Origin of the sequence: Lysobacter antibioticus, assembly GCF_001442535.1 — a bacterium.
Taxonomy (GTDB): domain Bacteria; phylum Pseudomonadota; class Gammaproteobacteria; order Xanthomonadales; family Xanthomonadaceae; genus Lysobacter; species Lysobacter antibioticus.
Genome location: NZ_CP013141.1, coordinates 1,001,205 through 1,025,364, shown reverse-complemented (window position 1 = coordinate 1,025,364; position 24,160 = coordinate 1,001,205). Strand labels below are relative to the sequence as shown.

The window sequence follows — 24,160 nt, the reverse complement described above, 5'->3', positions numbered from 1 at the left end:
ACGCGGCCTGGCCTCCAATAGGCGCCGGAGCCTGGCTCGAGACCGTTCGACCCCGGCACGGGCGCCCCTTCGCGGCTTTTCCCGACGCCTGCGCCCCGGCTCCGTTAAAATCCCCGGTCTCCCAGGATTCACCGAGCCTCCGCATGACCTGCCGCACCCGTTTCGCCCCCAGTCCCACCGGCTACCTGCACATCGGCGGCGCGCGCACCGCGCTGTACTGCTGGCTGGAGGCGCGCCGCGCGGGCGGTCAGTTCATCCTGCGCATCGAGGACACCGACCAGGAGCGCAGCACCCAGGCCGCGATCGACGCGATCCTGGAGGCGATGGACTGGCTGGGCCTGGACTACGACGAAGGCCCGATCTACCAGACCCACCGTCTGCAGCGTTACCGCGAGGTCGCCGAGCAGATGGTCGCGGCCGGCACGGCCTATTACGCCTACGAGACCAAGGAAGAGCTGGCCGCGGCGCGCGACGCGGCGATGGCGGCGAAGGAAAAGCCGCGCTACAGCGGCGCCTATCGCGACCGTAACGAACCGTTCCGCGACGACCCGAACCGGGTGATCCGCTTCAAGAACCCGCTCGACGGCACCGTCGTGTTCGAGGACAAGGTCAAGGGCCGCATCGAGATCGCCAACAACGAACTCGACGACCTGGTGATCTTCCGCGCCGACGGCTACCCGACCTACAACTTCGCCGTCGTCGTCGACGACCTCGACATGCGCATCAGCGATGTCGTGCGCGGCGACGACCACGTCAACAACACCCCGCGCCAGATCAACATCTATCAGGCGCTGGGCGCGCCGGTGCCGCATTTCTCGCACCTGCCGATGATCCTGGACGAGGAGGGCAACAAGCTCTCCAAGCGCACCGGCGCGGCCGACGTCATGCAGTACCGCGACGCCGGTTATCTGCCGCACGCGCTGCTGAACTACCTGGTCCGCCTGGGCTGGTCGCACGGCGACCAGGAAATCTTCTCGATCGAGGAGATGACCCGCTTGTTCGAGCTCAAGGACGTCAACTCCAAGGCCTCGCGCCTGGACTCGGCCAAGCTCGGCTGGCTCAACCAGCAGTACCTCAAGAGCGACGATCCGGTCGCGGTCGGCAAGCACCTGGAATGGCATTTGCTCGACAACGGCTACGACCTGGCCAGCGGCCCGGCCCCGGCCGACGTGGTGATCGCCCTGCGCGACCGCGTGCAGACCCTCAAGGACATGGCCGAGCGCGCCTCGGTCTGGTACCGGCCGCTGACCGAGTACGACGATGCGGCGGTCGCCAAGCACCTGACCGAGAATGCCCGCGCGCCGCTGGCCGAAGCCCGCACCCGCCTGGGCCAGCTCAGCGCCTGGACCGCCGAGACCGTGTCGGCGGCCCTGCACGAGACCGCCGAAGCCCTCGCCATCGGCATGGGCAAGGTCGCCCAGCCGCTGCGGGTGGCGATCACCGGCACCCAGGTCAGCCCGGACATCTCGCATACGGTGTACCTGGCCGGCCAGGCCCAGGCCTTGCAACGCATCGACGCCGCCCTCACTAAACTCCCTGCGTAGGAAGCATCGCGCCGCGATAATGGAGTCCGCCATGAGCACCAGCCACGCCTGTACCGACCCCCAGCACCACGTCCACGACGGCAACGCCTTCGTGCAGGAGGTGGAGCGGGCCTGCGAACAGCGCGGCTTGCGGCTGACTCCGATCCGCGCCCATGCCCTGCGCCTGATCGCCGACGCCGGCAAGCCGATGAAGGCCTACGATCTGCTCGACCAGATGAAGGCCACCCACGACGCCGCGGCGCCGCCGACGATCTACCGCGCGTTGGATTTCCTGCTCGAGCACGGCTTCATCCACAAGCTCGCCTCGATCAACGCCTACGTCGGCTGCCATCACCCCGGCGGCGCCCAGCATGCGGTGCCGTTCCTGATCTGCGACAGCTGCCAGTCGGCGACCGAACTGGAAGACGAACGCATCGTCGACTTGCTCGAAGGCCGCGCCCGCGCGCTCGGCTTCGTGCCGCAGGCGCAGACCCTGGAAGTGCACGGCATGTGCGCCGATTGCGTGCAGGCGAAGGCCTAAGCTCGTTGCGTAACCGCGTAACCGCGTAATTTCGCGGATTGCCCTGCCGATGGATTCGCCCCCTTTGAGAAGGGGGCTGCGCCGTGCGTGGCACGAAGTCGAAGTGGCGATGACTGGCGCGGGGGATTTGCTTCTGCTCGAAGTTGCGTTCTCGTGGCCGGGGCAAAAGCAATCCCCCTAACTCCCTTTTTCAAAGGGGGGAGTGAGCGAGATTTAGTGAGGGGACGACGAGTCGGACGCAGGCAGGGCCTATCCGGCGCAGGGCTCAAGCCTTCGCCGCGGCCAGTGCAGCGGCAGGCATCGGACGCGCCTCGCGGATCGGCAGGTTCGCCACCGCTGCCAGCAAGGCGAGCACGATGTCGGCGTACCACATCCAGGTGTAGTCGCCGAACTTCGCCATCGCGATGCCGCCGAACCAGGCGCCGAAGAAGCCGCCGATCTGGTGCGAGAACAGGGTCAGGCCGAACAAGGTGCCCAGGTAGCGCGGTCCGAACAGTTTGCCGACCAGGCCGGCGGTCGGCGGCACCGTCGCCAGCCAGGTCAGGCCCAGGCCGGCGGCGAACAGGTAAAAGGTCAGCGGCGTCGGCGGCGAGATCAGATAGATCGCGATCATCGCCGCGCGGCTGGCGTACATCAGCGCGAGCAGGTGCTTCATGCGGTAGCGCTGGCCGAGCCAACCGGCGGCGAGGCTGCCGGCGATATTGAACAAGCCGATCAGCGCCAACGACACCGCCGAAACGTTGTCGGACAGACCGCACAGGGCGATCTCGCCGGGCAGATGGGTGACCAGGAAGGCGATGTGGAAGCCGCAGGTGAAAAAGCCCACGTGCAGCATCCAATAACTCGGGTCGCGCAAAGCGACGCGCAGTTGCGCGCGCAGGCCGATCTCGGGCGCGGGCGCGGCGGCGATGCTTCCGGGCGCAGCGGCGGGCGCGGTACGGCGCCGCAACGGCCAGGCCAACGGCAGGGTCGCGATGGCCGCGACGGCGAGCGTCCACATCGCCATCATCCAGCCCGAGGCGGCGATCACCGCCTGCACCAGCGGCGCGAACACGAACTGGCCGAGCGAGCCGCCGGCGTTGATGAAGCCGGCCGCCATCGAGCGCTTTTCCGCCGGCAGACGCTGCGCGGTGGCGCCGATCAGGATCGAGAAACTGCCGGCGCCGGCACCGGCGGCGCCGAGCAGGCCGAGGGTCACCATCAGCCCCCATTGCGACGACACGAACGGCGTCAGCCCCATGCCGGCGATCAACAACACGCCACCGAACACCAGCACGCGCCCCGGCCCGCGTTGATCGGCCAGGGCGCCGAACACCGGCTGCACCGCACCCCAGACGAACTGGCCGATCGCCAGGGCGAAACTGATCTCGGCGATGCCGAGCCCGGTGCTCTGGCCGATCGGTTTGACGAACAAACCCTGCGACTGGCGGATGCCCATGGTGATCATCAGCATCGCGGTGGCGGCGAGCAGCAGCGGCCAATAGGAAGCGGGCTTGATCGTGGCGGAGGGCGGCGTGGCGTTCATGGGGATCCTGCGCGGTTGGGGATCACGGTGGGGAAGGGGCAGGGCGGCGATTCAATGGCGGCGGGGCGCTCATGCGCCATCGTCCTGTAACTGCGCGATCGCGCGGTCCAATTGCGTGTGCAGGGCGGCGATGCCTTCGGCGCCGAGCCCTTGGTCGATCGCATCCTGCGCCTGGCGCCATAGCGGCTGCGCGCGTTCGATCGCGCGCTGGCCTTCGGCGGTGATGCGCAGGCGGCGTTGGCGCGCATCACCGCCGGGGACGGTCTCGATCCAGTTCGCTTGCACCAACGGTTTGAGGTCGCGGCTCAGGGTGCTGCGGTCCATGCCGAGCTCGCGTGCGATTTCGCCGAGCGGGCGGCCCTGGCCGCCGGTGCGGCGCAGGATCGAATATTGGTTGAGGTTGAGTCCGGCCGGCGCCAGCGCCTGGTCGTAGCGTTGGCTCATCAGCCGCGCCAGTTTGCGCATGCGAAAGCAGGTACACACGCTCTGGGTAGGGGCGACGGGGGTGGTTCGCGAGGTCATTAGGTGTATATACACCTATTAGCTCCGCTACCGCAAACGCCGACACGAGGTCGGCGTTTGGGCCACGGGGATAGGTCACGACACGACTGGGAGAGAGATCGTTGAGCGCCCCGAAGTCAGGTGGCGTCCCGGGGGGAAAGCGCCGTCAGAAGAACACCCGTACGCCGAAGTCGACACCGCGTCCGGGCAGGACCACGCTGTCCTTGAGGAAGGAGGTGTGCACCCGCGCTTCCTGGTCGGTCAGGTTGCTGCCGTTGAGGAACACCTCGTAACCCAGGTTGCCGGCGTCCCAGTGGTAGGCCAGGTGGGCGTCGACGAGGGTGTAGCCGTCGGTCGGGGTTTCGTTGGCCGCGACCTTGTCCTGCTTCATGTAACGCGTGGCGCCGAGCGAAGCGCGCCAGGAATCGGCGTCCCAGCGCAACTCGCCGCCGACCCGGCCGGGGGCGATGCGCGGCAGGTTGCCGCCGTTGTCGAGCTTGGCACGCACGCTGTCGCCGAACACGCGCACGTCGAACTTGCCGGCGTCGCCGTCGAACAGGTGCGCGATCGCTTCGCCCTCGAAACCGGTGAACTTGGCGTCGGCCTGGCTCCACTGGCGCACCGGCAGGTCGTCCTCGATCTCGCCGGTGTCGAGCAGATAGATGAAACCGTCGAAGCGGGTCTGGTAGGCGGCGAGCTTGGCCTCGAATTTCGCGCCGTGGTAGTGCACGCCCAGTTCGACCTGGTTCGCGCGCTCCTTGCGCAACTCGGCGTCGCCGATCTCGAACGAGGCGGTCGCCGCGTGCGGGCCGTGGGCGAACAATTCCTCCTCGGCCGGCGCGCGTTCGGCGCGGTCGAGGTTGAGGCTCAGACGCCAGGCATCGCTGAATTTCCACAGCGCGCCGGCCGACAGGCTGACCGGGGTGAAGTCGCGCTTGGCCGCGCCGAACGGCGAGCTTTCGATCTTGTCCACGCGCGCGCCGAGTTCGAGCTGCAGCGGGTCCCAGCTGCGCTGTTCGGTGACGAACAGGCCGGCGGCGCGGGTCTTGGTTTTAGGCACGAAGGCCTCTTCGCCGATCGCCTGGAATTTGCGCTCGTAGCCCTGCACGCCGACCGCGCCGACCCAGCCGGCCAGCGCTTGGTGGGTCAGTTCCAGGCGGCCTTCGGTGGCGTCGCTGAGGAAGCGCGTGCCGACTTCGTCGCCTTCGAATTCGATGTGTTCGTATTCGGTGTTGGCCACGCTCGCGCGCAGGCCGCTGAAGATGCTGAAGGCCTGGTTGATCCCGCCTTTCAGCTCGAAGCGGTTCTGCTTCATGTCGATGTGCACCGGCGCTTCGCCTTCGAGCGCATCGCCGGGTTCGCCCGGGTTGCCGTAGCGGTCTTCGTAGCGCGCGGCGGAGAAGCCGAGGAAGCCCAGGTCGCCGACCAGCGAGGCGCCGAGCGCGCCGGTCTTGGTGTCGACGAAGCTGTTGCGCTGGCGGCCGAGCGGAGTTTCGTAATCTTTGTTGTTGCGGTACACGCCGTCGGCATGCAGCACCAGGGCGCCGTCGGCGCCCATCGCATCGACGCGGGCCATGCCGGTAACACCGTCGTTGACGGTGTCGTGGCGGATTTCGGCGCGGCCGGACACGGTTTCGTCGAGCGGACGCTCGGCGATGCGGCCGTCGACCACGTTGACCACGCCGCCGATCGCGCCGCTGCCGTAGAGCAGGGTGGCCGGGCCCTTGAGCACTTCGATCTGGTCGGCGAGGAAGGGCTCGACGGTGACGTTGTGGTCCTGGCTGACGGTGGACACGTCCTGGCTGGCCAGGCCGCCGGTCAGCACACCGACGCGCGGGCCTTCCAGGCCGCGGATGATGGGGCGGCCGACGCCGGCGCCGAAGTTGGAGCTCTGCACGCCGGGCAGCTTGCCGATGGTCTCGCCGAGGGTGGTGCCGCGCGCCTCGTCGAGCTTCTCGCCGGCCAGCACCTCGACCGGCTGGGCCAGTTCCTCGGCGCTGGACTGCAACGGGGTGGCCGTGACGACAACCGCGTCGAGGCTGGTAGCCTTGTCGTGGCGGGTGTCGCTGGCGGTGCCCGCGGGCGGCTCCTGGGCTTGGGCGGTGGCGGCTGTCGCCGGCAGGGCGAGGGTCAGGGCGATGGCGAGCGCGTTGCGACGTGCGCCGAGGAATGAACGGATGGGCTTGGGCATGATGAACCGGCTGACGATGAACTGGCGGGGGATGGTGAAATGTTATAAAGTAACGTTTACCGATTGACAACCATCCCAGAAGTCATCCCCCATGCCTTCATTGCTACGCGGCTTAATCGACCGGATCGGCGCCTTCGGCTCGCTGGCCTGCGCCATTCATTGCGCAGCGCTGCCGCTGCTGATCGCGGTGCTGCCCTCGCTGGGCTTTGCCGGTTGGTTCGACGACGGCTTCGAACTGGCCTTCGTCATCTTCGCCACCATGCTCGGCACCGCCAGCCTGATCTCCGGCTATCGCCGCCACCACGCCGTGCGCGCGCTGTCGTTGTTGGTTCCGGGCCTGAGCGTGCTGTGGATCGGCGTGTTGTACCCGCCGCTGCACGGCTCGACGCTGCCGCATGCCATCGCGATGACCTTCGGCGGCACCCTGGTCGGCTTGGCCCACCTGGCCAACCTGCGCCTGAACCACAGCCACGTCCACGACGCCAGCTGCGCCCACTGAGCGCCCGCCGGAGCGGGGGCGAACGCCTCGGATCGACGCTTGTGCTAGGCTTCGCAGCCTCGCGCGCGGCCGCGCAGCGCCGGACACCGGGCTTCGGCCCCCGGCGAAATCGCCTGCAGCCTGCGCGGACCACCATTCGATTCAACTGTAGAACGTCTTAATTAGGAGCACGACCATGGGTAAAGGCGACCGCAAGACCGCCAAGGGCAAGCGCTACAACTCCAGCTACGGCAACGCCCGCAAGGCCGTGAGCAAGGCGACCGGCACCGCCGCCGCGCCGGCAGCGAAGAAGACCGCCGTCAAGAGCGCGACCAAGGCACCGGCCAAGAAGGTCGTGGCCAAGAAGACCGCTGCCAAGGAATAAGCCGGCTTCAGCCGACGCTGTTCGAGAAAGCCCCGCATCGCGGGGCTTTTTTTTGTCCATCTGTTTGCCGACGAAGGCGCGGGCGACGGGGCGGGGGGAAGTCGCCGCATCGGATTTTCCGCGCCGCGCTTAGGCCATCGGACACACACAGACAAGATGTAATTTTTTCATTAAGATGCGCGCGTTCCCGAGGAAGGGAACGGTCATCACATTTCGAAGGATCAAGGGGATTTATGAAGAAGCAACTCGCGCTGGCGCTTGCGCTGGCCATGGCCTCGTCTGCGGCCGCCGCCGCCGACGGCCTGAGCTACACCCACGTCGAAGCCGGCTACTCGGTGCAGAAGATCGAGCTGGTCACCGTGGATGAAGACCTCGACATCGAGGACCCGAAGGCCGCTGGCGGTTACATCGCCGGTTCGGTGGCGCTGAACGATGCCATGCACCTGTTCGGCGGCTACCGCCAGGGCAGCGACGACATCGAAATCAGCTACGCCGGCAGCTACCTCGGCGAAGTCGATATCGACTCCACCCAGTATCAGATCGGCGTGGGCTACCACCACACGCTGTCCGACCGCGTCGACTGGACCGGCGAGCTGAGCTACCTGCGCACCGAAATCGACGTCGAAGACGAAGAAGCCGTCGAAGGCGACGACTACCGCGCCTCGCTCGGCCTGCGCGGCGACCTGGCGGCGAACTTCGAAGGCTGGATCAAGGCCAACTACACCGACGGCGACGTCTACGACAGCGAATTCAGCGGCACGATCGGCGCACTGGTCAAGTTCAACGAGACCTGGGGCATCGTCGGCGAAGCCGAGTTCGGCGACAAAAACAGCCAGTTCAACCTGGGCGTTCGCGCCAGCTTCTAAGCGGCTGAGAACGTGCGAGACCCGAAGCCCGGCGCAAGCCGGGCTTCTTCGTTACAGCGGCCTTGCCATTGCAATGGCGAGGCGGCGAATGTAACCGCAGCGAATGCCGATGCCGCGAACCTCGCGCGTTCGCGGCCGGCCGGGCTTACGATTTCTGCGCGAGCTTCTCGACCGCGCCCCACACCCGCAGCAGATTGCCGCCGAGCACCTTGCGGATGGTTTCGTCGGAGTGGCCGCGCGCCTTCAGGCCTTCGATCAGATTCGGATAATCGGCGACCGACTTCAGGCCGTCCGGCAGCGCGCCGCTGACGCCGTCGAAATCCGAACCGATGCCGACGTGATCGGCGCCGAGCAGCTTGATGCCGTAGTCGATCTGGTCGAGCACCGCATCGATCTTGACCGCGCGCGGCGGGTGCGATTTCTCCCAGGCCTGGTCGAAGGATTCCTGCGACTGCACGGTTTCGCCGCGTGCGCGGGCCGCGGCCTGTGCCTGCTCGAACTTCGCGTTGGCGTCGAAATAGCCCTGGGTGTCGGCGGCCGAGGCCGGGTCGACGAAGGCGTTGCCGAACACGATCTGGACCACGCCGCCCTTCGCCGCGACCGCCTTGGCGAGCTCGTCGCTGAGGTTGCGCTCGAAGCCCGGGGTGAAATGGCGCAGGCCGGAATGGCTGGCGATCACCGGTGCCTGGCTGCGCGCGAGCACGTCGAGAACGGCGTCGTCGGACAAATGCGAGACGTCGACCATGATGCCGAGCCGGTTCATCTCGTCGACGACCTTCTCGCCGAACGGGCTCAGGCCTTTCCACTTGCGGTGCTTGTCGTAGGACGAATCGCTGATGCGGTTGTCCTGGCCATGGGCGAGGGTGATGTAGCGCACGCCGCGCGCGTGGAAGCGCGCGAGCTGGGCGAGGTCGTCGCCGATCGGCGCGCCGTTCTCCATGCCGAGCGCGAGCAGCACGCGGCGACCGCGCTCGTGCAAGCGCTCGAGATCGGCCGGCGAACGCAGCAGGGCGAACTTGTCGGGATGGCGGCCGATCATCGCCTCGACCGCGTCGATCTGGGTGTGCGCGGTTTGCTGCGCGGTGCCGGCGACGTCTTCGCCGGGCGAGGTGTAGATCGACATGAAGGCGACGTCGAGCCCGCCCTGGCGCGCGCGTGGATAGTCGAACTCGACCTTGGGGGTGTCGACGCCGAGGTCGTTCCAGTGCCGCAGCAGTCCGCTCGGCGCGTCGATGTGGGTGTCGACGATGATCGCGTCCTGGGCGAAGCGCTGGCCCGCGCTCAGGGGCTGGTCGGCGAGCGCGAAAGGCGACGACAGGAGCAGGGCAAGGGCGAGAACGGTCCGCACGGTACCTCCAGGAAGGAAGCGAAACGGCGTAATGCCGCTTCGGGCGGCCAGCGTACAACAGCACGTCGCGGCTGCCTTGCGGCGGCGCAGCGTATGCGCAGGATCGTCGATGTCCGGTCGTGGTACCCCGTTGTGGTGCTGCCAAGGGTAGGAGCGGCGCAAGCCGCGACCGTCCTCTGTCGGATCGTTGCGTCGAAGAGTTCAGACGAAAACGATCGCGCCGAGCCTAGTCGACCGTATCGACCAACAATCGCCCACCCGCGAACACCCGCTGCGCCAGACCGCCGCCGAGCCAATAACACAGCTCCGAGGGATGGCCGATACGCCACTGCACGAAATCGGCACGCGCGCCGACCCTCAGCACGCCGCGATCCGCCAGGCCGAGCGCGCGCGCCGCATGCACGGTCGCGCCGCGCAGGGCTTCTTCCGGGGTCAGGCGGAAATGCGTGCACGACAGTTGCATGGCCTGGCGCATCGACAGCAAGGGCGAGGTGCCGGGATTGCAGTCGGTCGCCACCGCCATCGCCACGCCGTATTCGCGGAAGGCATCCAGCGGCGGCAGCTTGGTCTCGCGCAATACATGGAACGCGCCCGGCAGCAGTACCGCGACCGTGCCGTGCGCGGCCATCGCACGCACGCTGTCGAGCGAGGTGTGTTCGACGTGATCGGCCGACAGACCGTCGAAGCTCGCGGCCAGGGCGGCGCCGCCGAGATCGCTGAGCTGGTCGGCGTGCAGCTTGACGGGCAGGCCGAGCGCGCGCGCGGCCTCGAACACGCGGCGGGTCTGCTCCGGGCTGAAGCCGATGCCCTCGCAGAACGCATCGACCGCGTCGATCAGGCCTTCGGCGTGCAGGCGCGGCATCCACTCGCAGACTGCGTCGATGTAGTCGTCGGCCCGTCCGGCGTATTCCGGCGGCAGCGCATGCGCGGCCAGATAGGTCGTGCGCACTTGCACGCCGAGCGTGTCGTCGACCGCGCGCGCGACCCGCAGCATCTTGCGTTCGTTGTCGAAGTCCAGGCCGTAGCCGGACTTGATCTCCAGGGTGGTGGCGCCGTCGGTTAGCAGGGCGCGGGCGCGCGGCAGCGATTGGCGCAGCAACTCGGCTTCGTCGGCGGCGCGGGTCGCGCGCACGCTCGACACGATGCCGCCGCCGGCGCGGGCGATTTCTTCGTAACTCGCGCCCTGCAGGCGCAGCTCGAACTCGCGCGCGCGGTCGCCGGCGAAGACGAGGTGGGTGTGGCAGTCGACCAGGCCCGGGGTGATCCAGCCGTCGGCCTCGATCACGGTAGCGGCCAGGCTTGCCGGGTCGGCGCCGAGCGCGCTGCGCGGCCCGATATGGGCGATGCGGCCGTCGCGCCAGGCCAGGGCGGCGTCGGCGATCTCGCCGTAGCCTTGGGCGGCGTCGAGGGTGGCGAGCGAGGCGCCGACGATCAGGCCGTCGTAGCGGCCGGCGGATAGGGGTGCGGTGCTCATGGGCCGATTCTACATGGGCGATTCTGCCCGGCCGATTCGATCCGGCCGGTTCTGCCCGGCCGATTCTGCTCGGTCGATTCTGGCCGCTGCGCCGCGACGGTCGCATCGCGCGCCCGCGCAGGCGAGAATGCGCGCATGACGACCACAGACCAAGCCGCTCTCTGGACCCCCGCCGGCTGGCGCCGCGACGACACCATCATCGAACGCATCGTGCCGGGCATCGCCAACCTGCATTCGCATGCCTTCCAGCGTGCGATGGCCGGCATGGCCGAACGCCAGAGCGATCCCAAGGACAGTTTCTGGACCTGGCGCGAGACCATGTACCGCTTCGCCGGGCGCTTCACCCCGGAGTCGCTGCATGCGGTCGCCAGCCAGCTCTATGTGGAGATGCTCGAAGCCGGCTACACCACGGTCTGCGAATTCCACTACCTGCACCACGCCCCCGACGGCCGGCCCTATGCCGACCCGGCGGCGATGTCGCGCGCCCTGATCGAGGCCGCGCGCGAAACCGGCATCCGCATGACCCTGCTGCCGGTGCTGTACATGACCGGCGGTTTCGACGAACGCCCGCTCGGCGAGCGCCAGCGCCGTTTCGGCCATGAAGTCGATGCTTATCTGCATTTGCTCGACACCTTGCGCACCGAGTCCGATGAGCTGCTGAAAGTCGGTTGCTGCCTGCACAGCCTGCGCGCGGTGCCGCCGGCGCCGATGCGCGAGGTGTTGGCGGCGTTGCCGGACGACAGCCGCGTGCACGTGCACATCGCCGAACAGGTCGCCGAAGTCGAGGACTGCCTGGCGATCCGCAAGGCGCGGCCGGTGCGCTGGTTGCTGGATCATGCCGAAGTCGACGAACGCTGGACCCTGGTGCACGCGACCCATCTGGATGCCGGCGAAGTGCAGGGCGTCGCCGACAGCGGCGCGACCGTGGCGATCTGCACCACCACCGAGGCCAATCTCGGCGACGGCCTGTTCCCGCTGCGCGATTACCTCGACGCCGGCGGCGCCTGGGGGGTGGGTTCGGATTCGCATATCTCGGTGTCGCCGGTCGAGGAACTGCGTTGGCTCGAATACGGCCAGCGCCTGATCACGCGCCGCCGCAACATCGCGGTCGGCACCCATTCGACCAGCGTCGGCGAGACTTTGCTGCGCGGCGTGGTCGCCAGCGCCGAGCGCTCGACCGGCTTCGATGCGATCAGCCTGGCCGGCGATTTCCTCACCCTCGACCGCGACGCACCGGCCTTCGCCGGCGCGACCGACGAGGACTGCATCGACCGCTGGTTGTTCAGCGGCAACCGCAATCTGGTGCGCGAGGTCCATGTCGGCGGCCGCCAGCTCGTCGCCGAAGGCCGTCATCGCGATCGCGACGCGGTCGCCGCGCGCTACGGCCGGACCTTGCGGGCCTTGCTAGCGGATTGATCGATGTCCTGATCGGTATGGCGACGATCGATGCGCCGCGCATGAGTCATCGCGCGGCCGCGACTCGCGTTCAAGCCGGCGCGAACAGGTCGTCGATCGGCACCCGCCGCGGCAGCACGCCTTCGAGGGTGAGCAGGAATTCCTTGGTCGGCAGGCCGCCGCCGAAGCCGGTCAGGCTGCCGTCGGAGCCGATCACGCGATGGCAGGGCAGCACGATCGGCAGCGGATTGCGGCCGTTGGCCGCGCCGACCGCGCGCGTCGCGGTCGGCTGGCCGATATGGCGGGCCATCTGCGCATAGCTCCAGGTTTCGCCCCAGCCGATCTGCATCAGCGTGCGCCACACCTGCAACTGGAACGGCGTGCCGTGCGGCGCCAGCGGCAGATCGAACTGCTGGCGCGTGCCGGCGAAGTATTCGCCCAGTTGCTTGCGTGTTTCGAGCAGCACGCCGTTATCGCCCTCGTGCCAATCCGCGCCGCGCTTGACCGGATGCCAGGGCGCTTCGAACTCGATCACCCGCAGGCCGTCGTCGGCGCTGGCGAGCAGCAATTGCCCGACCGGGCTGTCGATGTGCTGGAACGTGATCATGCGGCTTTCCGGGGTTTCTTCGTGGCGCGCGCGGGTGCCGCGACCGGTCGAGTAGTGTCGCCGACAGCGTGACTGATCGGCACCGGCATGCTGTCGCGCCAGACGTGGATCACCGCATAGGCCCGCCACGGACGCCAGGCTTCGGCGCGCGCGTTGAGCGCCTTCGCGCTCATCCGCACGCCGTCTTCGGGCACCGCTTTCTGCAGCACCAGGTCGTCGGCCGGAAACGCATCGGGGTGGCCGAGCGCGCGCATCGCGACGTAGTGCGCGGTCCACGGTCCGATGCCGGGCAGGGCGACCCAGCGAGCGACGAAATCGTCGAGGGTGCGTTCGGCGCGGAAATCGACGCGGCCGTCGAGCAAGGCGCGCGCCACCGTGCGCACCGTATCGGCACGGGCGCGGGTCAGGCCGATCTGGGTGAGATCGGCATCGGCCAAGGCTTCCGGTGTCGGGAACAGATGTTCGAGGCCGGCTGCGAAGGGTTTGGGCAAGGCCTGGCCGAATTGCTGTGCGAGCCGCGTCGCCAGGGTGCGTGCGGCGGCGACGCTGACTTGTTGGCCGAGAATCGCGCGCACCGAGATCTCGAAACCGTCCCAGCCGCTCGGCAGGCGCAGCCCCGGGCGTTTCGCCAGCAAGGGCTTGAGGCGCGGATCCACCGATAGCGCCGCGGCGATCGCGTTCGGATCGGCGTCGAGATCGAACATGCGGCGCAGGCGGTTGGTGATTTCGAGCAGACGCGCCGGCTTCGGTCCGTGCAGTTCCAGTTTCAGCGCGTGCTCGCCGCCGGGCCAGGCGCTGACGCGCACCCAGCCGGGCGCTTCGATCGGCCCGATTACCCGGCTGTAGCTGTGCGCGTCGACGACTTCGACGCCGGGCAGGGCGCGGCCGCGCAGGAAGTCGAGCATCGCCGCGAAATCGTAGGGCGGGCGATAGCCCAGGCGCAGGGTCAGGGTATTGCCGTCGCCGTCGGGGCTTTCGTTCGGACGCCGGCGCAGATCGCGCGGCGCCATCCGGTAGGCCTCGCGGAAGGTGGTGTTGAAACGGCGCAGGCTGCCGAAGCCGGCGGCCATCGCGACCTCGGTGATCGGCAGACGAGTTTCGGTCAGCAACTGCTTGGCGAACAACAACCGTCGCGTGCCGTGCACGCCGATCGGCGGTGCGCCGAGGCGTTCGACGAACAAGCGCCGCAACTGGCGCTCGCCGACGCCGACGCGTTCGGCCAAGGCGGCCAGCGGCTGATCGGCGAGCAGACCTTCGTCGATCAGCTTGAGCGCGCGCGCCACCGCGGCGTCGCCGCGCCGCCATGCGCCTTCGCCCGGCGACAGCTCCGGACGACAGCGCAGACAGGGCCGGAAACCGGCGGCTTCCGCGGCCGCGGCATGGCCGTAATAGACCACGTTCTCGCGCTTGGCCGCGGGCGCCGGGCAGACCGGCCGGCAGTAGATGCCGGTGCTGGTGACGGCGGTGAAGAACAGGCCATCGAAGCGCGGATCGCGGCTGAAGCGTGCCTGTTCGCAGACGCGCCAGTGCGGCAGGGAGGCGGTCGGGGCGGGGGTGATGGGGGCGTCCATGGAGCAAGGCTAGCACCGGCGAGGGAGCGGGACTCGCCGGATTCGGACATGAATACTGGAGGGGGTGTTCTTGTCTTGTGGGGTCGATATACGGGGCTGGCCGGCAGCTGGCTTTGGCTTGAGAGGCAGGAGCGGCGCGAGCCGCGACCGCGGGCTTCAAGCTGACGCGACGCGTTGCTCGATGCCGCCGTACCAGCCCTGACCCCCGACCCCGATCCCGACCCGACCCGACCCGACCCGACCCCGGCTGTTGCTGTTGCTGTGCGCCGCCTCGCACTCGCGAAGGCAATAGAAGACCCGGAGGGCGGCGCGCAGGGATGCGCGCCGTTTTTCATCGGGACAGGGATGTCCCGTATGAAAAATCCCCGCGTCTGCATCGCTCGTGCGGGCTTGTGATCCAAAGAAAAGCATTTTTCTTTGGTTACCTTTCTTTTGTTGCTTTAGACAAAAGAAAGTAACCCGCCGCTTTAGTGGCGGAAGCTTTAGGCGTTTGATCTTGTTTCTTTAGAGGCTTGAGCAAGAGCAGAGCTTCCGTCCGCTGACGCGGCCGGGTTACTTTCTTTTGCTAAGCCCAAAAGAAAGGTAACCAAAGAAAAGGGCTCTCCTTGCAAGGGCACAGGCCACGAGTGCGATGCCCGCGCCGGGATTTTTCGATAGGACATCCTTGTCCTATCGAAAAACGGCGCACGTCCTGTGCGCCGCCCTCCGGGTCTACGGTTGACCGGTAAAGCAGATCAAAATCTCGGCAACGGCAACGGCAACGGCAACGGCAACGGCAACGGCAACGGCAACGGCAACGGCCGGAGGCTCGGCTTCGGGGTAGGAGCGGCGCAAGCCGCGACCTCACACAGGCGTTGCCGGTCTCGATGACGCGCTACGACTCCGTGTCGGTCGCAGCCTGCGTGGGCCTCAGGGTTCCCGCAACGCCGGCAGCAGGGGCGCGATTTCGCCGTCGTTGTGCGCGGCAGGGATGCCGATCAGACGGGCCAGCAGCGGGTAGACGTCGACGTTGTCGATCGCCGGAATCGTCGTGCCAGGTTTGAACGCGGGGCCGCGGGCGACGAAGATCGCGCGCATCGAGGGCAGGGCGGGGTCGAAGCCGTGCGAGCCTCGCGTTTGCCCGAGGCCGTCCTTGGGCAGTTTCTCGCGTTCGATCGCATCCCAACCCTCGTGCATCTGGCAGACGATCGGCGGGACCCTCGGGTGGCTGCCGTAGTGCCAATGCTCGGGCAGTTCGGCCTTGCGCCAGCAGTCGTAGGTCACATGAGGGCCGAGCAGGCGTTGCTCGACTTCGGCTTCGTGGCCGCGGTTCGGGATGATGCCGATCGATTGGCCGAGCGAAGTCACCACCGCTTGTTCCGGGCTGACCATGTCTTCGACCGCGATGCGCTGGCCCGGGGCGACTTCGGCCATGCCGTGATCGGATACCAGGACGATATTGACGTGGTCGAGTTGCTTGCGTGCGCTCAGGCCTTCGAGCAGGCGGCCCATGGCGATGTCGATGCGGGCCAGGGCCTCGCGTACTTGCGGGGAGTTCGGGCCGTGGTCGTGGCCTTCGCGGTCGAGGGCGTCGAAGTACAGGGTCGCCACGTGCGGTCGCGTCGAGGCGGGTTCGCCGAGCCAGGCCAGCACTTCGTCGACGCGGGCGTTCTCGTCGATGGCGGCGTCGAACGGGCGCCAGCGGTTCGGGCGCAGGCCGCGGATCGGCGCTTCGCTGCCGGGCCAGAACAGGGTCGCGCTGCGCAGGCCGGCTTTTTGCGCGCCGATCCAGATCGGCTCGCCGCCGTTCCACCAGCGCGTTTCGCCGACCGCGTCGCGGTCGGAAATCTTGAAGCGCCCCAGTTGTTCGTCGCTCATGCTGTTGTGGACCACGCCGTGGTGGTCGGGACGCAGGCCGGTGACCAGGGTGTAGTGGTTCGGGAAGGTCAGCGACGGATACGACGGGGTCATCCATTGCGCGCGCACGCCTTCGCCGGCGAAGCGTTCGATGTGCGGGGTCAGGCCGAGCTCGAAGTAGCTCGCGCGGAAACCGTCGATCGAGATCAGCAACAGCGGGGTATCGGCCGGCGGCGCCACGCGGGTCGGCGGAGCGCAGGCGGCGAGGACGAGAACGAGCAGGGCGGACGCAGCCGCGGAAAGAATCGGACGCATCGCGACATGATAGCGGCAGCCGGTTGCCGACCGATGTCAGACCGGCGGCGAGGGCGGCCGTGCGGCGAGCGGCCAGGGTCGGCATGATTCTCGGCATGACTTCCGTCGCTGGCGGGCAGGCCGGGGCGGGTCGATAGTGGGGGCAGACCGCTACCGAGTCGCCGCCATGCGCCCTGTCGTCCGCGCCGCCCGCTTGTCCCTGCCGTTGTCGCTGGCCTTGATCGCGGTGGCGGCCACGGCGCAGACGCCGCCGAAGCCGCTGCCGCCGCTCAGCGACGAAGAATGCGCGGTATGGGCGCGCGAACTCAGTTTCGCCGCGTCGATCGCCGAGCACGACGCCAAGGCCTTCGCCGCGCATCTGCACGAGCAGGCCGCATTCGGTTCGGGCAGCCCGCAACCGACCCGCGGCCGCGACGAGATCGCCAAGCGTTGGGCCGGCCTGATCGAGGGCAAGACTCTGCGCCTGCGTTGGTACCCGACCCGGGTCACGATCGGCGGCGCGCGCGATGTCGCCTGGTCGACCGGGCCGGCGCTGTACCAGAAGCTGGAACCCGGCGCCGAGCCGCGTTACTCGATCGGCGCCTATCAGTCGGTCTGGCACCGCGGCCAGGACGGGGTCTGGCGGGTGTTGTTCGACGACGGCCTGGTTCCGCGGCCGGCCACCGAGGCCGAGGCCATGGCCTTCCAGAACGGCCGCCGCGAGGCCTGTCCGCAAGGCTGACACGCGCCTAAACGGCCGGCGCCTGGACAGGTTCCGGCGTCGCGGCGGAGGCGTATCGTGGCTTGGCACATTAGTCGAAACTCGTATCGAAGCCCGTGCCCGTTCACAGGAGCCGCCCCATGAAACGTCTGATGTTCGCTGCGCTGCTGAGCGCTTTCGCGTTCGCAGCGACCGCGCAAACCACCGCCGCGCAGGTCGATGCCCAGGTCGAGGCGAAGGCTTCCGTCCCCGCGGTCGTTGAAGTCGATGCCCAGGCCGACACCCGCCTCGCGGCGCAGACCGAGCAGCGCAAACACGATCCGAATTGCCTGCGTCACACCGGCTCGCGCCTGCAGCCGCGCGGCAAAGACGGCTGCATCGGCGGCGCCGGCCGCAGTTACAGTCGCGACGACCTCGACCGCACCGGCGAAGTCGATGTAGGCGAAGCGCTGCGCAAGCTCGATCCGCGCCTGTACTGAGCGCGCCTCGAGCCGAGTGCGGATCGCGCAACGGTTCCGGTCCGGACGAAAGTCCGGGCCGTCCTGAAGCCCGGCCTCGTGCCGGGCTTTTTTGTGCGTGCGTTGTCCGGCCTCATGCCGGGTTTTTTGTGCGTGCCTGTCAGGCCCCGATGCCGTCGAGCAATCGCTGCAGCGAGGCCTCGTAGAAGCGGCGGAACTCGCGCTCGTCGTAGCTGAAGCGGCCGGCGCGATAGAGCGCGATCAGACCGTGGGTGTGCGCCCACAAGCTCATGGCGATGTCCCAGGCATCGCCCGCACGCAGGCGGCCGGCCTGTTGCGCTTCGATCACCACGTCCGCGACCACGTTCAAGGTCGGCGAGCGGCGCGCGCGGAAATCCTCCGGAAACCTGCGCGCCTGTTCGCGCCGCATCGAGAAGGCATGGTCGAACAGATGCGGATGGGCCAGGGCGTAGTCGAGGTAGATGCGTTGCACCGCGAGCAGGCGCGCGATCACGTCGCTGCCGTCGTTGCGTGCGCTCCAGTGGCGGGCGATCTCGTGGAAGCTGTCGTCGCTGATGCGCTGGAGCAGGGCCTCGCGATTGGGGAAGTGGCGATAGATCGCCATCGGCGTGATGCCGACCGCCTTGGCGATGGCGCGCATGGTCACCGCTTCGACGCCGCCGCGCTCGAACAGGGCGCGTGCGGCGCGCAGGATGCGGTCGGCGGTGGCGGGCGCGCTCATGTATACAGCGTATACATTTTCCTGCCGATGCGACAAATCGGGGCGGAATACGCGCTTGTCGGTGGCTGGCGGCGGCACCGGCGCTGGCTAGGCCCGAGAGCGCGGCGCGATAATTCCCGTTTCCCCAGCAGATCGGAATCGCCATGTCCGCAGCCACCCGCAACGATCCCAGCCGCATCGTCCGCGCCCCGCGCGGCAGCGAGAAGAGCTGCAAGTCCTGGCTCAGCGAAGCCGCGTTCCGCATGATCCAGAACAACCTGGACCCGGACGTGGCCGAAAACCCGGCCGAGCTGGTGGTCTACGGCGGCATCGGCCGCGCCGCGCGCGACTGGGAATCCTTCGATGCGATCCTCAAGTCGCTGCGCGAGCTGGACGACAGCGAGACCCTGCTGATCCAGTCGGGCAAGCCGGTCGGCATCTTCCGCACCCATGCCGACGCGCCGCGCGTGCTGTTGGCCAATTCCAACCTGGTGCCGCACTGGGCGACCTGGGAGCACTTCAACGAGCTCGATAAGAAGGGCTTGATGATGTACGGCCAGATGACCGCCGGTAGCTGGATCTACATCGGCTCGCAAGGCATCGTCCAGGGCACTTACGAAACCTTCGTCGAGATGGGCCGCCAGCATTACGGCGGCAATCTGAGCGGCAAGTGGATCCTGACCGCGGGCCTCGGCGGCATGGGCGGCGCGCAGCCGCTGGCGGCCTCGCTGGCCGGCGCCTGCTCGCTCAACATTGAATGCAAGCAGAGCAGCATCGACATGCGCCTGCGCACGCGGTACGTCGATGAGCAAGCGAGCGACCTCGACGACGCGCTCGCACGCATCGCCAAGTACACCGCCGCCGGCGAGGCCAAGTCGATCGCCTTGCTCGGCAACGCCGCCGAAGTGCTGCCCGAGCTGGTGCGGCGCGGCGTGCGTCCGGACGCGGTCACCGATCAGACCAGCGCCCACGATCCGGTGCACGGCTACCTGCCGATCGGCTGGAGCGTCGAGCGTTGGCTGGCCGAACAGAAGAGCGACCCCGAAGGCGTGCGCGACGCGGCCAAGAAGTCGATGCGCGTGCATGTCGAGGCGATGCTGGCGTTCCAGCAGCAAGGCATTCCGACCTTCGACTACGGCAACAACATCCGCCAGATGGCGCAGGACGAAGGCTGCAGCAACGCCTTCGACTTCCCCGGCTTCGTGCCGGCCTACGTGCGGCCGTTGTTCTGCCGCGGCGTCGGCCCGTTCCGTTGGGTCGCGCTGAGCGGCGATCCCGAAGACATCTACAAGACCGACGCCAAGGTCAAGGAACTGATCCCCGACGACGCGCATCTGCACCGTTGGCTCGACATGGCGCGCGAGCGCATCAGCTTCCAGGGCCTGCCGGCGCGCATCTGCTGGGTCGGCCTGGGTCTGCGCGACAAGCTCGGCCTGGCCTTCAACGAGATGGTGCGCAACGGCGAGTTGAAGGCACCGGTGGTGATCGGCCGCGACCACCTCGACAGCGGCTCGGTGGCTTCGCCGAACCGCGAGACCGAAGCGATGAAGGACGGCAGCGACGCCGTCAGCGACTGGCCCCTGCTCAACGCCATGCTCAACGTCGCCGGCGGCGCGACCTGGGTCTCGCTGCATCACGGCGGCGGCGTCGGCATGGGCTATTCGCAGCACTCCGGCGTGGTCATCGTTTGCGACGGCAGCAAGGAAGCCGACCAGCGCATCGCCCGCGTGCTGTGGAACGACCCCGGCACCGGCGTCATGCGCCATGCCGATGCCGGCTACGAAATCGCCCAGCAGTGCGCCAAAGAGCGCGGCCTCAAGCTGCCGATGCTCTGATCGCCGTCGATCGGCCCAGCCGATCGGGCAGGACAGAAAACGGCCCGGATTCCGGGCCGTTTTCGTTGCGGCCGCGCGGACTCAGTCCGCCTGTAGCCACTCGACTTCGAACAGATGCCGCTGGCCGGGAAAGGCCTCCTGCTCGGCCACGGCCGGGCGAAATTCGCCGCGCATGCGCAGCGCCCGTGCCGAGCCGCGTTCGATCTGCGCATTCAACAACTGCCTGAGTTCGTTGTAGCGCGGATCGTAGTGGCCATAGGACGGGTGCGATTCGCGGAGCACGCGGCCGGCGTGGAAATCGGCTTCCCAGCGTCGCCAGATCGCCCACTCTTCCTGGGCCAGGGCGAACGTGTCGTCGTCGAACGGAGTCAGCACGAAGGTGTCGGTGTAGGCGTACTCGTGCTCGTCGTAGACGCAGCTGAAGTGGAAGGGACGGCCGCCGGAATCGGCGATGCCGCTGCGCGGCCCTTCCCAATAATCCCAGATCATGTGGACGCGTTCGTAGGCCATGTCGTCGCCGTGTCGGTGGAGTCGAGCGAAGGCCGATGCGTCGTCGGCCGTCGCCATCGGCGCCATGATACGAGGCGGATCCGATGCGATGAACCCACCACAGCGGCGGCGCCCTATGCGGCCTGTGCCAGGGCTTGTCGCTTGCGGCCTTTGCGATCGCCGCGGCGCCACGCAGCCCGATCGGCCCGGTTCCCAGGCCGATCGGGGCGCGCAGTCGGATCGGCGATGGCGACGCCGGGCCGCGCTGTTCAGCCCGGGATGGTCGGCTCGACCAGCCGCTCCAGCAGGGTCAGCGATTCCTGCCAGCCGAGATAACACTGCTCGGCGGGGATTACCTCGGGGATGCCTTCCTGCACGATCTGCACATCGGTGCCGCAGGACACCGCGCGCAATGTGATCGTGGTCACCATGGTGCCGGGCAGGTTGGGGTCGTCGAAGCGGTCGTCGTGGACGATGCGTTCGTTCGGTACCAATTCCAGATAGGTGCCGCCGAAAGCGTGGCTGCCGCCGCTGGAGAAATTGGTGAAGGCCATGCGGTACTTGCCGCCGACCCGCGCATCCAACTCGTGCACGGTGCAGGTGAAACCGTCCGGCGGCAGCCACTTGGCCAGGGCGGCGGCATCGAGGAAGGCGCGGTAGATGCGCTCGGGCGGGGCGGTGAAAACGCGGTGCAAGCGGACGGTGCCGGTCATGGGTAATCTCCGTAACGAGGTGAAGCCCTCACTGTCTCCGACGAACGCGAGGGGCCTGAATCGACATTCGCATCGGATCGCCTCGCCTCGCCTCGCCGATGGCCGCGAGGCGGCGTTGCGCGGGTTCAGGTTGTAGCGCACAGCGCAGGGAAGAGGAAAGCCTGCGCTGTGTCGATCTGTAGTCCTGCGGTTCGTCGTACTGTTGTTACTGGCGCATCGGGCAGGTCGCCCTATCATCCGTCGGTGCGACCCAACAGGAGCACGCGATGAGTCAAGAACCCACAGCCGCCCTGGCCGAGCCGGCGCCGCATACGCTTTGGAGCGATCTGCGCGACGCCATCCGCGGCACCGATGCGGACTACACCAAGATCCCCTTGCGGCGCGCGGTGTTCCTGCTCGCGGTGCCGATGGTGCTGGAACTGGTGTTGGAATCGACCTTCGCCGTGGTCGACATCTTCTTCGTCGCCAAGCTGGGGCCGTCGGCGGTGGCGACGGTGGGCCTGACCGAGAGTTATCTGTTCCTGCTGTATGCGCTGGCCATGGGCCTGGCGATGGCGGTGACCGCGGTGGTGGCGCGGCGCATCGGCGAGGGCAAACGCGAGGACGCGGCGATCACCGCGGTGCAGGCGATCTTCATCGCCGTGCTGGTGTCGTTGCTGCCTGCGCTGGCCGGCATCTTCTACGCCCAGGACCTGTTGCGGCTGATGGGCGCGGACGCCTGGAGCATCGAGCACGGCTATCGCTATACCCAGTGGATGCTCGGCGGCAACGCGGTGATCATGCTGTTGTTCGTGATCAACGCGATCTTCCGCGGCGCCGGCGACGCGGCCATCGCGATGCGCGTGCTGTGGTTGTCGAACGGCCTCAACATCCTGCTGTGCCCACTGCTGATCTTCGGCCTCGGGCCGGTGCCGGCGCTCGGCATCGAGGGCGCGGCCATCGCCACCAACATCGGCCGCGGCATCGGCGTGCTGTTCCAGTTGTGGGTGCTGTTCCGCGGCGGCAAGCACATCCGGGTGACGATGGCGCAGTTCGTCTGGCGCGGCGCGATGCTGTGGAACATCGTGCGCACCTCGCTCGGCGGCGTCGGCCAGATGATCGTGGCGATGACCTCGTGGATCTTCCTGATGCGCATCCTGGCCAGCATCGGCAGCGAGGCCGTCGCCGGAGCGACCATCGCCATCCGCATCATGATGTTCACGATGATGCCGGCCTGGGGCATGTCCAATGCCGCCGCGACCCTGGTCGGACAGAACCTCGGCGCCGGCCAGCCGGAGCGCGCCGAGGCCTCGGTGTGGCATATCGGCTGGTACAACATGGCCTATCTGGTCGTGGTGTCGGTGCTGTTCTTCCTGTTCCCGACCCAACTGGTCGCGTTCTTCACCGACGATCCGCAAGTGGTTTTGATCGGCGCCGAATGGCTGCGCATCCTGTCCTACTCGTTCTTCATCTACGGCTGGTGGATGGTGACGGTGCAGGCCTTCAACGGCGCCGGCGACACGATGACGCCCACCAAGATCAACGTCGTGTTTTTCTGGCTGATCCAGATCCCGCTGTCGTACGTGCTGGCGATCACTCTGGATTGGCAGCACTCGGGCGTGTTCTGGGGCGTGTTCGTCTCGGAGACCTCGGTCGGCGTGTTCACGCTCTGGCTGTTCACCCGCGGGCGATGGAAATCGGCGCAGGTGTAGCGGGGCGAGGACGAGGTGTCGCCGCGATGCCGCTAGGCTGGCTCGCGGCGACGTTTATCGTGTTGCTGGGCAGCTGCGGTGCCCATTCGGCATAGCGGGGTCAATAGGCGCGTTTGGGAATCCCGCAGCCCGCCCAGGCCGGCTCGTTACGTTTGAGCTTGCGATAGACGTAGCGCAATGCATACCCCGAATAGCGGTCTTGAGTGCGCTTTTCCTTAAGCTGCGTGCCGGGCGGAACAGCGACCTCCAGCGTATGGGCGTCCAGCCAGCGCAATCCAATCCCCGAGCGTAAGGAATGGAACGCAACGATATTGCCTCCGCCTCGGGATTGGTCCAGATAGCAGTCGGCTAACGCCTGGGTGACGGCCCCGTCGCCATAATCGGCTTGGTAGTAGTACGCACGGCAAGGGGCCTGCGGATATCCGACCGGCTCACTCTGACAGCTCAGCGGTTCGGTACAGGAGGTGCTCAGCAGCAGCGGCACAGCGTATAAACATCGCACGAACAGGCAATGCGGCTCCCGCTTTGTAAAATCTCGCTCAAGCTCGTGATTCATGCTCGGCCTCGACCGAAATTGGAGCGCCCGCCGCTAGGGGCCATGGTTTGTCGACAGCGATAGGCCGGCCAGGGCTTAGCGGTCCGTCCACACCGCCAGCTCGTAGCCGTCCGGGTCGATGAAATGGAAGCGGCGGCCGCCGGGGAATTCGTGGCTGGCGACGATCTTCGCGCCCGCGGCTTCGACGCGGCCTTGTGCCTGCGCGAGGTCGTCGGCGTACAGCACGATCAAGGCGCCGCCCGGGCGAGGCGTGCCGTGGGTGCTGAAGCCGCCCTTCATGCGGCCGTCGTCGAACTCGCAGTAGTCCGGGCCGTAGTCGGTGAAGGTCCAGTCGAAGGCCGCGCCGTAGAAGGCCTTGGAGGCGGCGATGTCGGCGACGGTGAATTCCAGATAGTCCAGGCGCAGGTTGCGGTCGGAAGCGGTCATGAGGGTTCCTTCAAG

Annotated in this window: 23 protein-coding genes; 10 read left to right on the top strand and 13 right to left on the bottom strand. The window is 67.6% G+C overall.

Annotated features, from left to right (window positions below; all coding sequences use genetic code 11):
- Positions 1–143 precede the first annotated feature (143 nt).
- Complete coding sequence (gltX, locus tag GLA29479_RS04340) at positions 144–1,544, top strand: glutamate--tRNA ligase (RefSeq protein ID WP_057970886.1); 1,401 nt, start codon at positions 144–146, stop codon at positions 1,542–1,544.
- A 31-nt stretch (positions 1,545–1,575) separates the two neighbouring features.
- On the top strand, positions 1,576–2,064 hold the full coding sequence (locus GLA29479_RS04335; RefSeq protein WP_036149149.1) for a transcriptional repressor: 489 nt from the start codon (positions 1,576–1,578) through the stop codon (positions 2,062–2,064).
- A gap of 265 nt (positions 2,065–2,329) precedes the next feature.
- On the opposite strand, the gene GLA29479_RS04330 is transcribed toward GLA29479_RS04335, so the two are convergent.
- The 3 genes from GLA29479_RS04330 to GLA29479_RS04320 form a co-directional block, all read right to left on the bottom strand.
- Positions 2,330–3,589, bottom strand: coding sequence for an MFS transporter (locus tag GLA29479_RS04330; protein WP_057970885.1), 1,260 nt, complete (start codon positions 3,587–3,589; stop codon positions 2,330–2,332).
- Between the two features lie 69 nt (positions 3,590–3,658).
- Positions 3,659–4,033 (bottom strand): MarR family winged helix-turn-helix transcriptional regulator, encoded by a 375-nt coding sequence (locus tag GLA29479_RS04325; protein WP_169795613.1) that lies wholly within the window; start codon positions 4,031–4,033, stop codon positions 3,659–3,661.
- A 223-nt stretch (positions 4,034–4,256) separates the two neighbouring features.
- On the bottom strand, positions 4,257–6,281 hold the full coding sequence (locus GLA29479_RS04320; protein ID WP_057970884.1) for a TonB-dependent receptor: 2,025 nt from the start codon (positions 6,279–6,281) through the stop codon (positions 4,257–4,259).
- 91 nt (positions 6,282–6,372) lie between these two features.
- Here GLA29479_RS04320 and GLA29479_RS04315 point away from each other — a divergent pair, with 91 nt between their 5' ends.
- The 3 genes from GLA29479_RS04315 (at position 6,373) to GLA29479_RS04305 (ending at position 8,010) form a co-directional block, all read left to right on the top strand.
- On the top strand, positions 6,373–6,780 hold the full coding sequence (locus GLA29479_RS04315; protein WP_057918841.1) for a MerC domain-containing protein: 408 nt from the start codon (positions 6,373–6,375) through the stop codon (positions 6,778–6,780).
- Between the two features lie 175 nt (positions 6,781–6,955).
- Positions 6,956–7,144 (top strand): 30S ribosomal protein THX, encoded by a 189-nt coding sequence (locus tag GLA29479_RS04310; protein ID WP_031373010.1) that lies wholly within the window; start codon positions 6,956–6,958, stop codon positions 7,142–7,144.
- A 233-nt stretch (positions 7,145–7,377) separates the two neighbouring features.
- Positions 7,378–8,010: an outer membrane beta-barrel protein gene (locus tag GLA29479_RS04305; RefSeq protein WP_057970883.1), complete on the top strand. Its 633-nt coding sequence runs from the start codon at positions 7,378–7,380 to the stop codon at positions 8,008–8,010.
- A 145-nt stretch (positions 8,011–8,155) separates the two neighbouring features.
- Here GLA29479_RS04305 and GLA29479_RS04300 read toward each other — a convergent pair whose 3' ends face one another.
- Positions 8,156–9,358 carry a dipeptidase gene (locus tag GLA29479_RS04300; RefSeq protein WP_057970882.1) on the bottom strand — a complete coding sequence of 401 codons (1,203 nt, stop codon included), beginning with the start codon at positions 9,356–9,358 and terminating at the stop codon, positions 8,156–8,158.
- Between the two features lie 226 nt (positions 9,359–9,584).
- Complete coding sequence (gene hutI, locus GLA29479_RS04295) at positions 9,585–10,832, bottom strand: imidazolonepropionase (protein ID WP_057970881.1); 1,248 nt, start codon at positions 10,830–10,832, stop codon at positions 9,585–9,587.
- Positions 10,833–10,967: 135 nt separating this feature from the next.
- Between hutI and GLA29479_RS04290 the strand changes: the two genes are divergently transcribed.
- Entirely contained in the window at positions 10,968–12,248 is a 1,281-nt protein-coding gene (locus GLA29479_RS04290; RefSeq protein ID WP_082638272.1) for a formimidoylglutamate deiminase, read from the top strand.
- Between the two features lie 70 nt (positions 12,249–12,318).
- Here the strand turns inward: GLA29479_RS04290 and GLA29479_RS04285 are convergent, their stop codons facing one another.
- From GLA29479_RS04285 to GLA29479_RS04275, 3 genes are all read right to left on the bottom strand, one after another.
- Entirely contained in the window at positions 12,319–12,831 is a 513-nt protein-coding gene (locus GLA29479_RS04285; RefSeq protein WP_057920160.1) for a methylated-DNA--[protein]-cysteine S-methyltransferase, read from the bottom strand.
- On the bottom strand, positions 12,831–14,405 hold the full coding sequence (locus GLA29479_RS04280) for a DNA-3-methyladenine glycosylase 2 family protein (RefSeq protein WP_057970880.1): 1,575 nt from the start codon (positions 14,403–14,405) through the stop codon (positions 12,831–12,833). The genes GLA29479_RS04285 and GLA29479_RS04280 overlap by 1 nt, the downstream gene beginning before the upstream one ends.
- 909 nt (positions 14,406–15,314) lie before the next feature.
- On the bottom strand, positions 15,315–16,556 hold the full coding sequence (locus tag GLA29479_RS04275; RefSeq protein ID WP_057970879.1) for an alkaline phosphatase family protein: 1,242 nt from the start codon (positions 16,554–16,556) through the stop codon (positions 15,315–15,317).
- A gap of 166 nt (positions 16,557–16,722) precedes the next feature.
- On the opposite strand from GLA29479_RS04275, the gene GLA29479_RS04270 reads away from it, so the two are divergent.
- On the top strand, positions 16,723–17,277 hold the full coding sequence (locus GLA29479_RS04270) for a YybH family protein (RefSeq protein WP_144436345.1): 555 nt from the start codon (positions 16,723–16,725) through the stop codon (positions 17,275–17,277).
- Positions 17,278–17,396: 119 nt separating this feature from the next.
- Positions 17,397–17,735, top strand: a complete 339-nt coding sequence (locus tag GLA29479_RS04265) for a hypothetical protein (RefSeq protein ID WP_057970878.1) — start codon at positions 17,397–17,399, stop codon at positions 17,733–17,735.
- 139 nt (positions 17,736–17,874) lie between these two features.
- Here GLA29479_RS04265 and GLA29479_RS04260 read toward each other — a convergent pair whose 3' ends face one another.
- Entirely contained in the window at positions 17,875–18,456 is a 582-nt protein-coding gene (locus GLA29479_RS04260) for a TetR/AcrR family transcriptional regulator (protein WP_057918834.1), read from the bottom strand.
- A 143-nt stretch (positions 18,457–18,599) separates the two neighbouring features.
- Here GLA29479_RS04260 and hutU point away from each other — a divergent pair, with 143 nt between their 5' ends.
- A complete protein-coding gene (gene hutU, locus GLA29479_RS04255; protein WP_057970877.1) occupies positions 18,600–20,270 on the top strand; it encodes a urocanate hydratase in 1,671 nt (556 codons plus the stop codon).
- An 81-nt stretch (positions 20,271–20,351) separates the two neighbouring features.
- Here hutU and GLA29479_RS04250 read toward each other — a convergent pair whose 3' ends face one another.
- Both GLA29479_RS04250 and GLA29479_RS04245 read right to left on the bottom strand, forming a co-directional pair.
- Positions 20,352–20,780, bottom strand: a complete 429-nt coding sequence (locus GLA29479_RS04250) for a hypothetical protein (protein WP_144436344.1) — start codon at positions 20,778–20,780, stop codon at positions 20,352–20,354.
- Between the two features lie 248 nt (positions 20,781–21,028).
- Complete coding sequence (locus tag GLA29479_RS04245) at positions 21,029–21,472, bottom strand: SRPBCC family protein (protein ID WP_057970875.1); 444 nt, start codon at positions 21,470–21,472, stop codon at positions 21,029–21,031.
- A 266-nt stretch (positions 21,473–21,738) separates the two neighbouring features.
- Between GLA29479_RS04245 and GLA29479_RS04240 the strand changes: the two genes are divergently transcribed.
- A complete protein-coding gene (locus GLA29479_RS04240; RefSeq protein WP_057970874.1) occupies positions 21,739–23,163 on the top strand; it encodes an MATE family efflux transporter in 1,425 nt (474 codons plus the stop codon).
- Positions 23,164–23,263: 100 nt separating this feature from the next.
- Here GLA29479_RS04240 and GLA29479_RS24310 read toward each other — a convergent pair whose 3' ends face one another.
- Together GLA29479_RS24310 and GLA29479_RS04235 are read right to left on the bottom strand one after the other, a co-directional pair.
- Entirely contained in the window at positions 23,264–23,719 is a 456-nt protein-coding gene (locus GLA29479_RS24310) for a hypothetical protein (protein ID WP_144436343.1), read from the bottom strand.
- Positions 23,720–23,794: 75 nt separating this feature from the next.
- A complete protein-coding gene (locus GLA29479_RS04235) occupies positions 23,795–24,145 on the bottom strand; it encodes a VOC family protein (protein ID WP_057918828.1) in 351 nt (116 codons plus the stop codon).
- Positions 24,146–24,160: the final 15 nt, after the last annotated feature.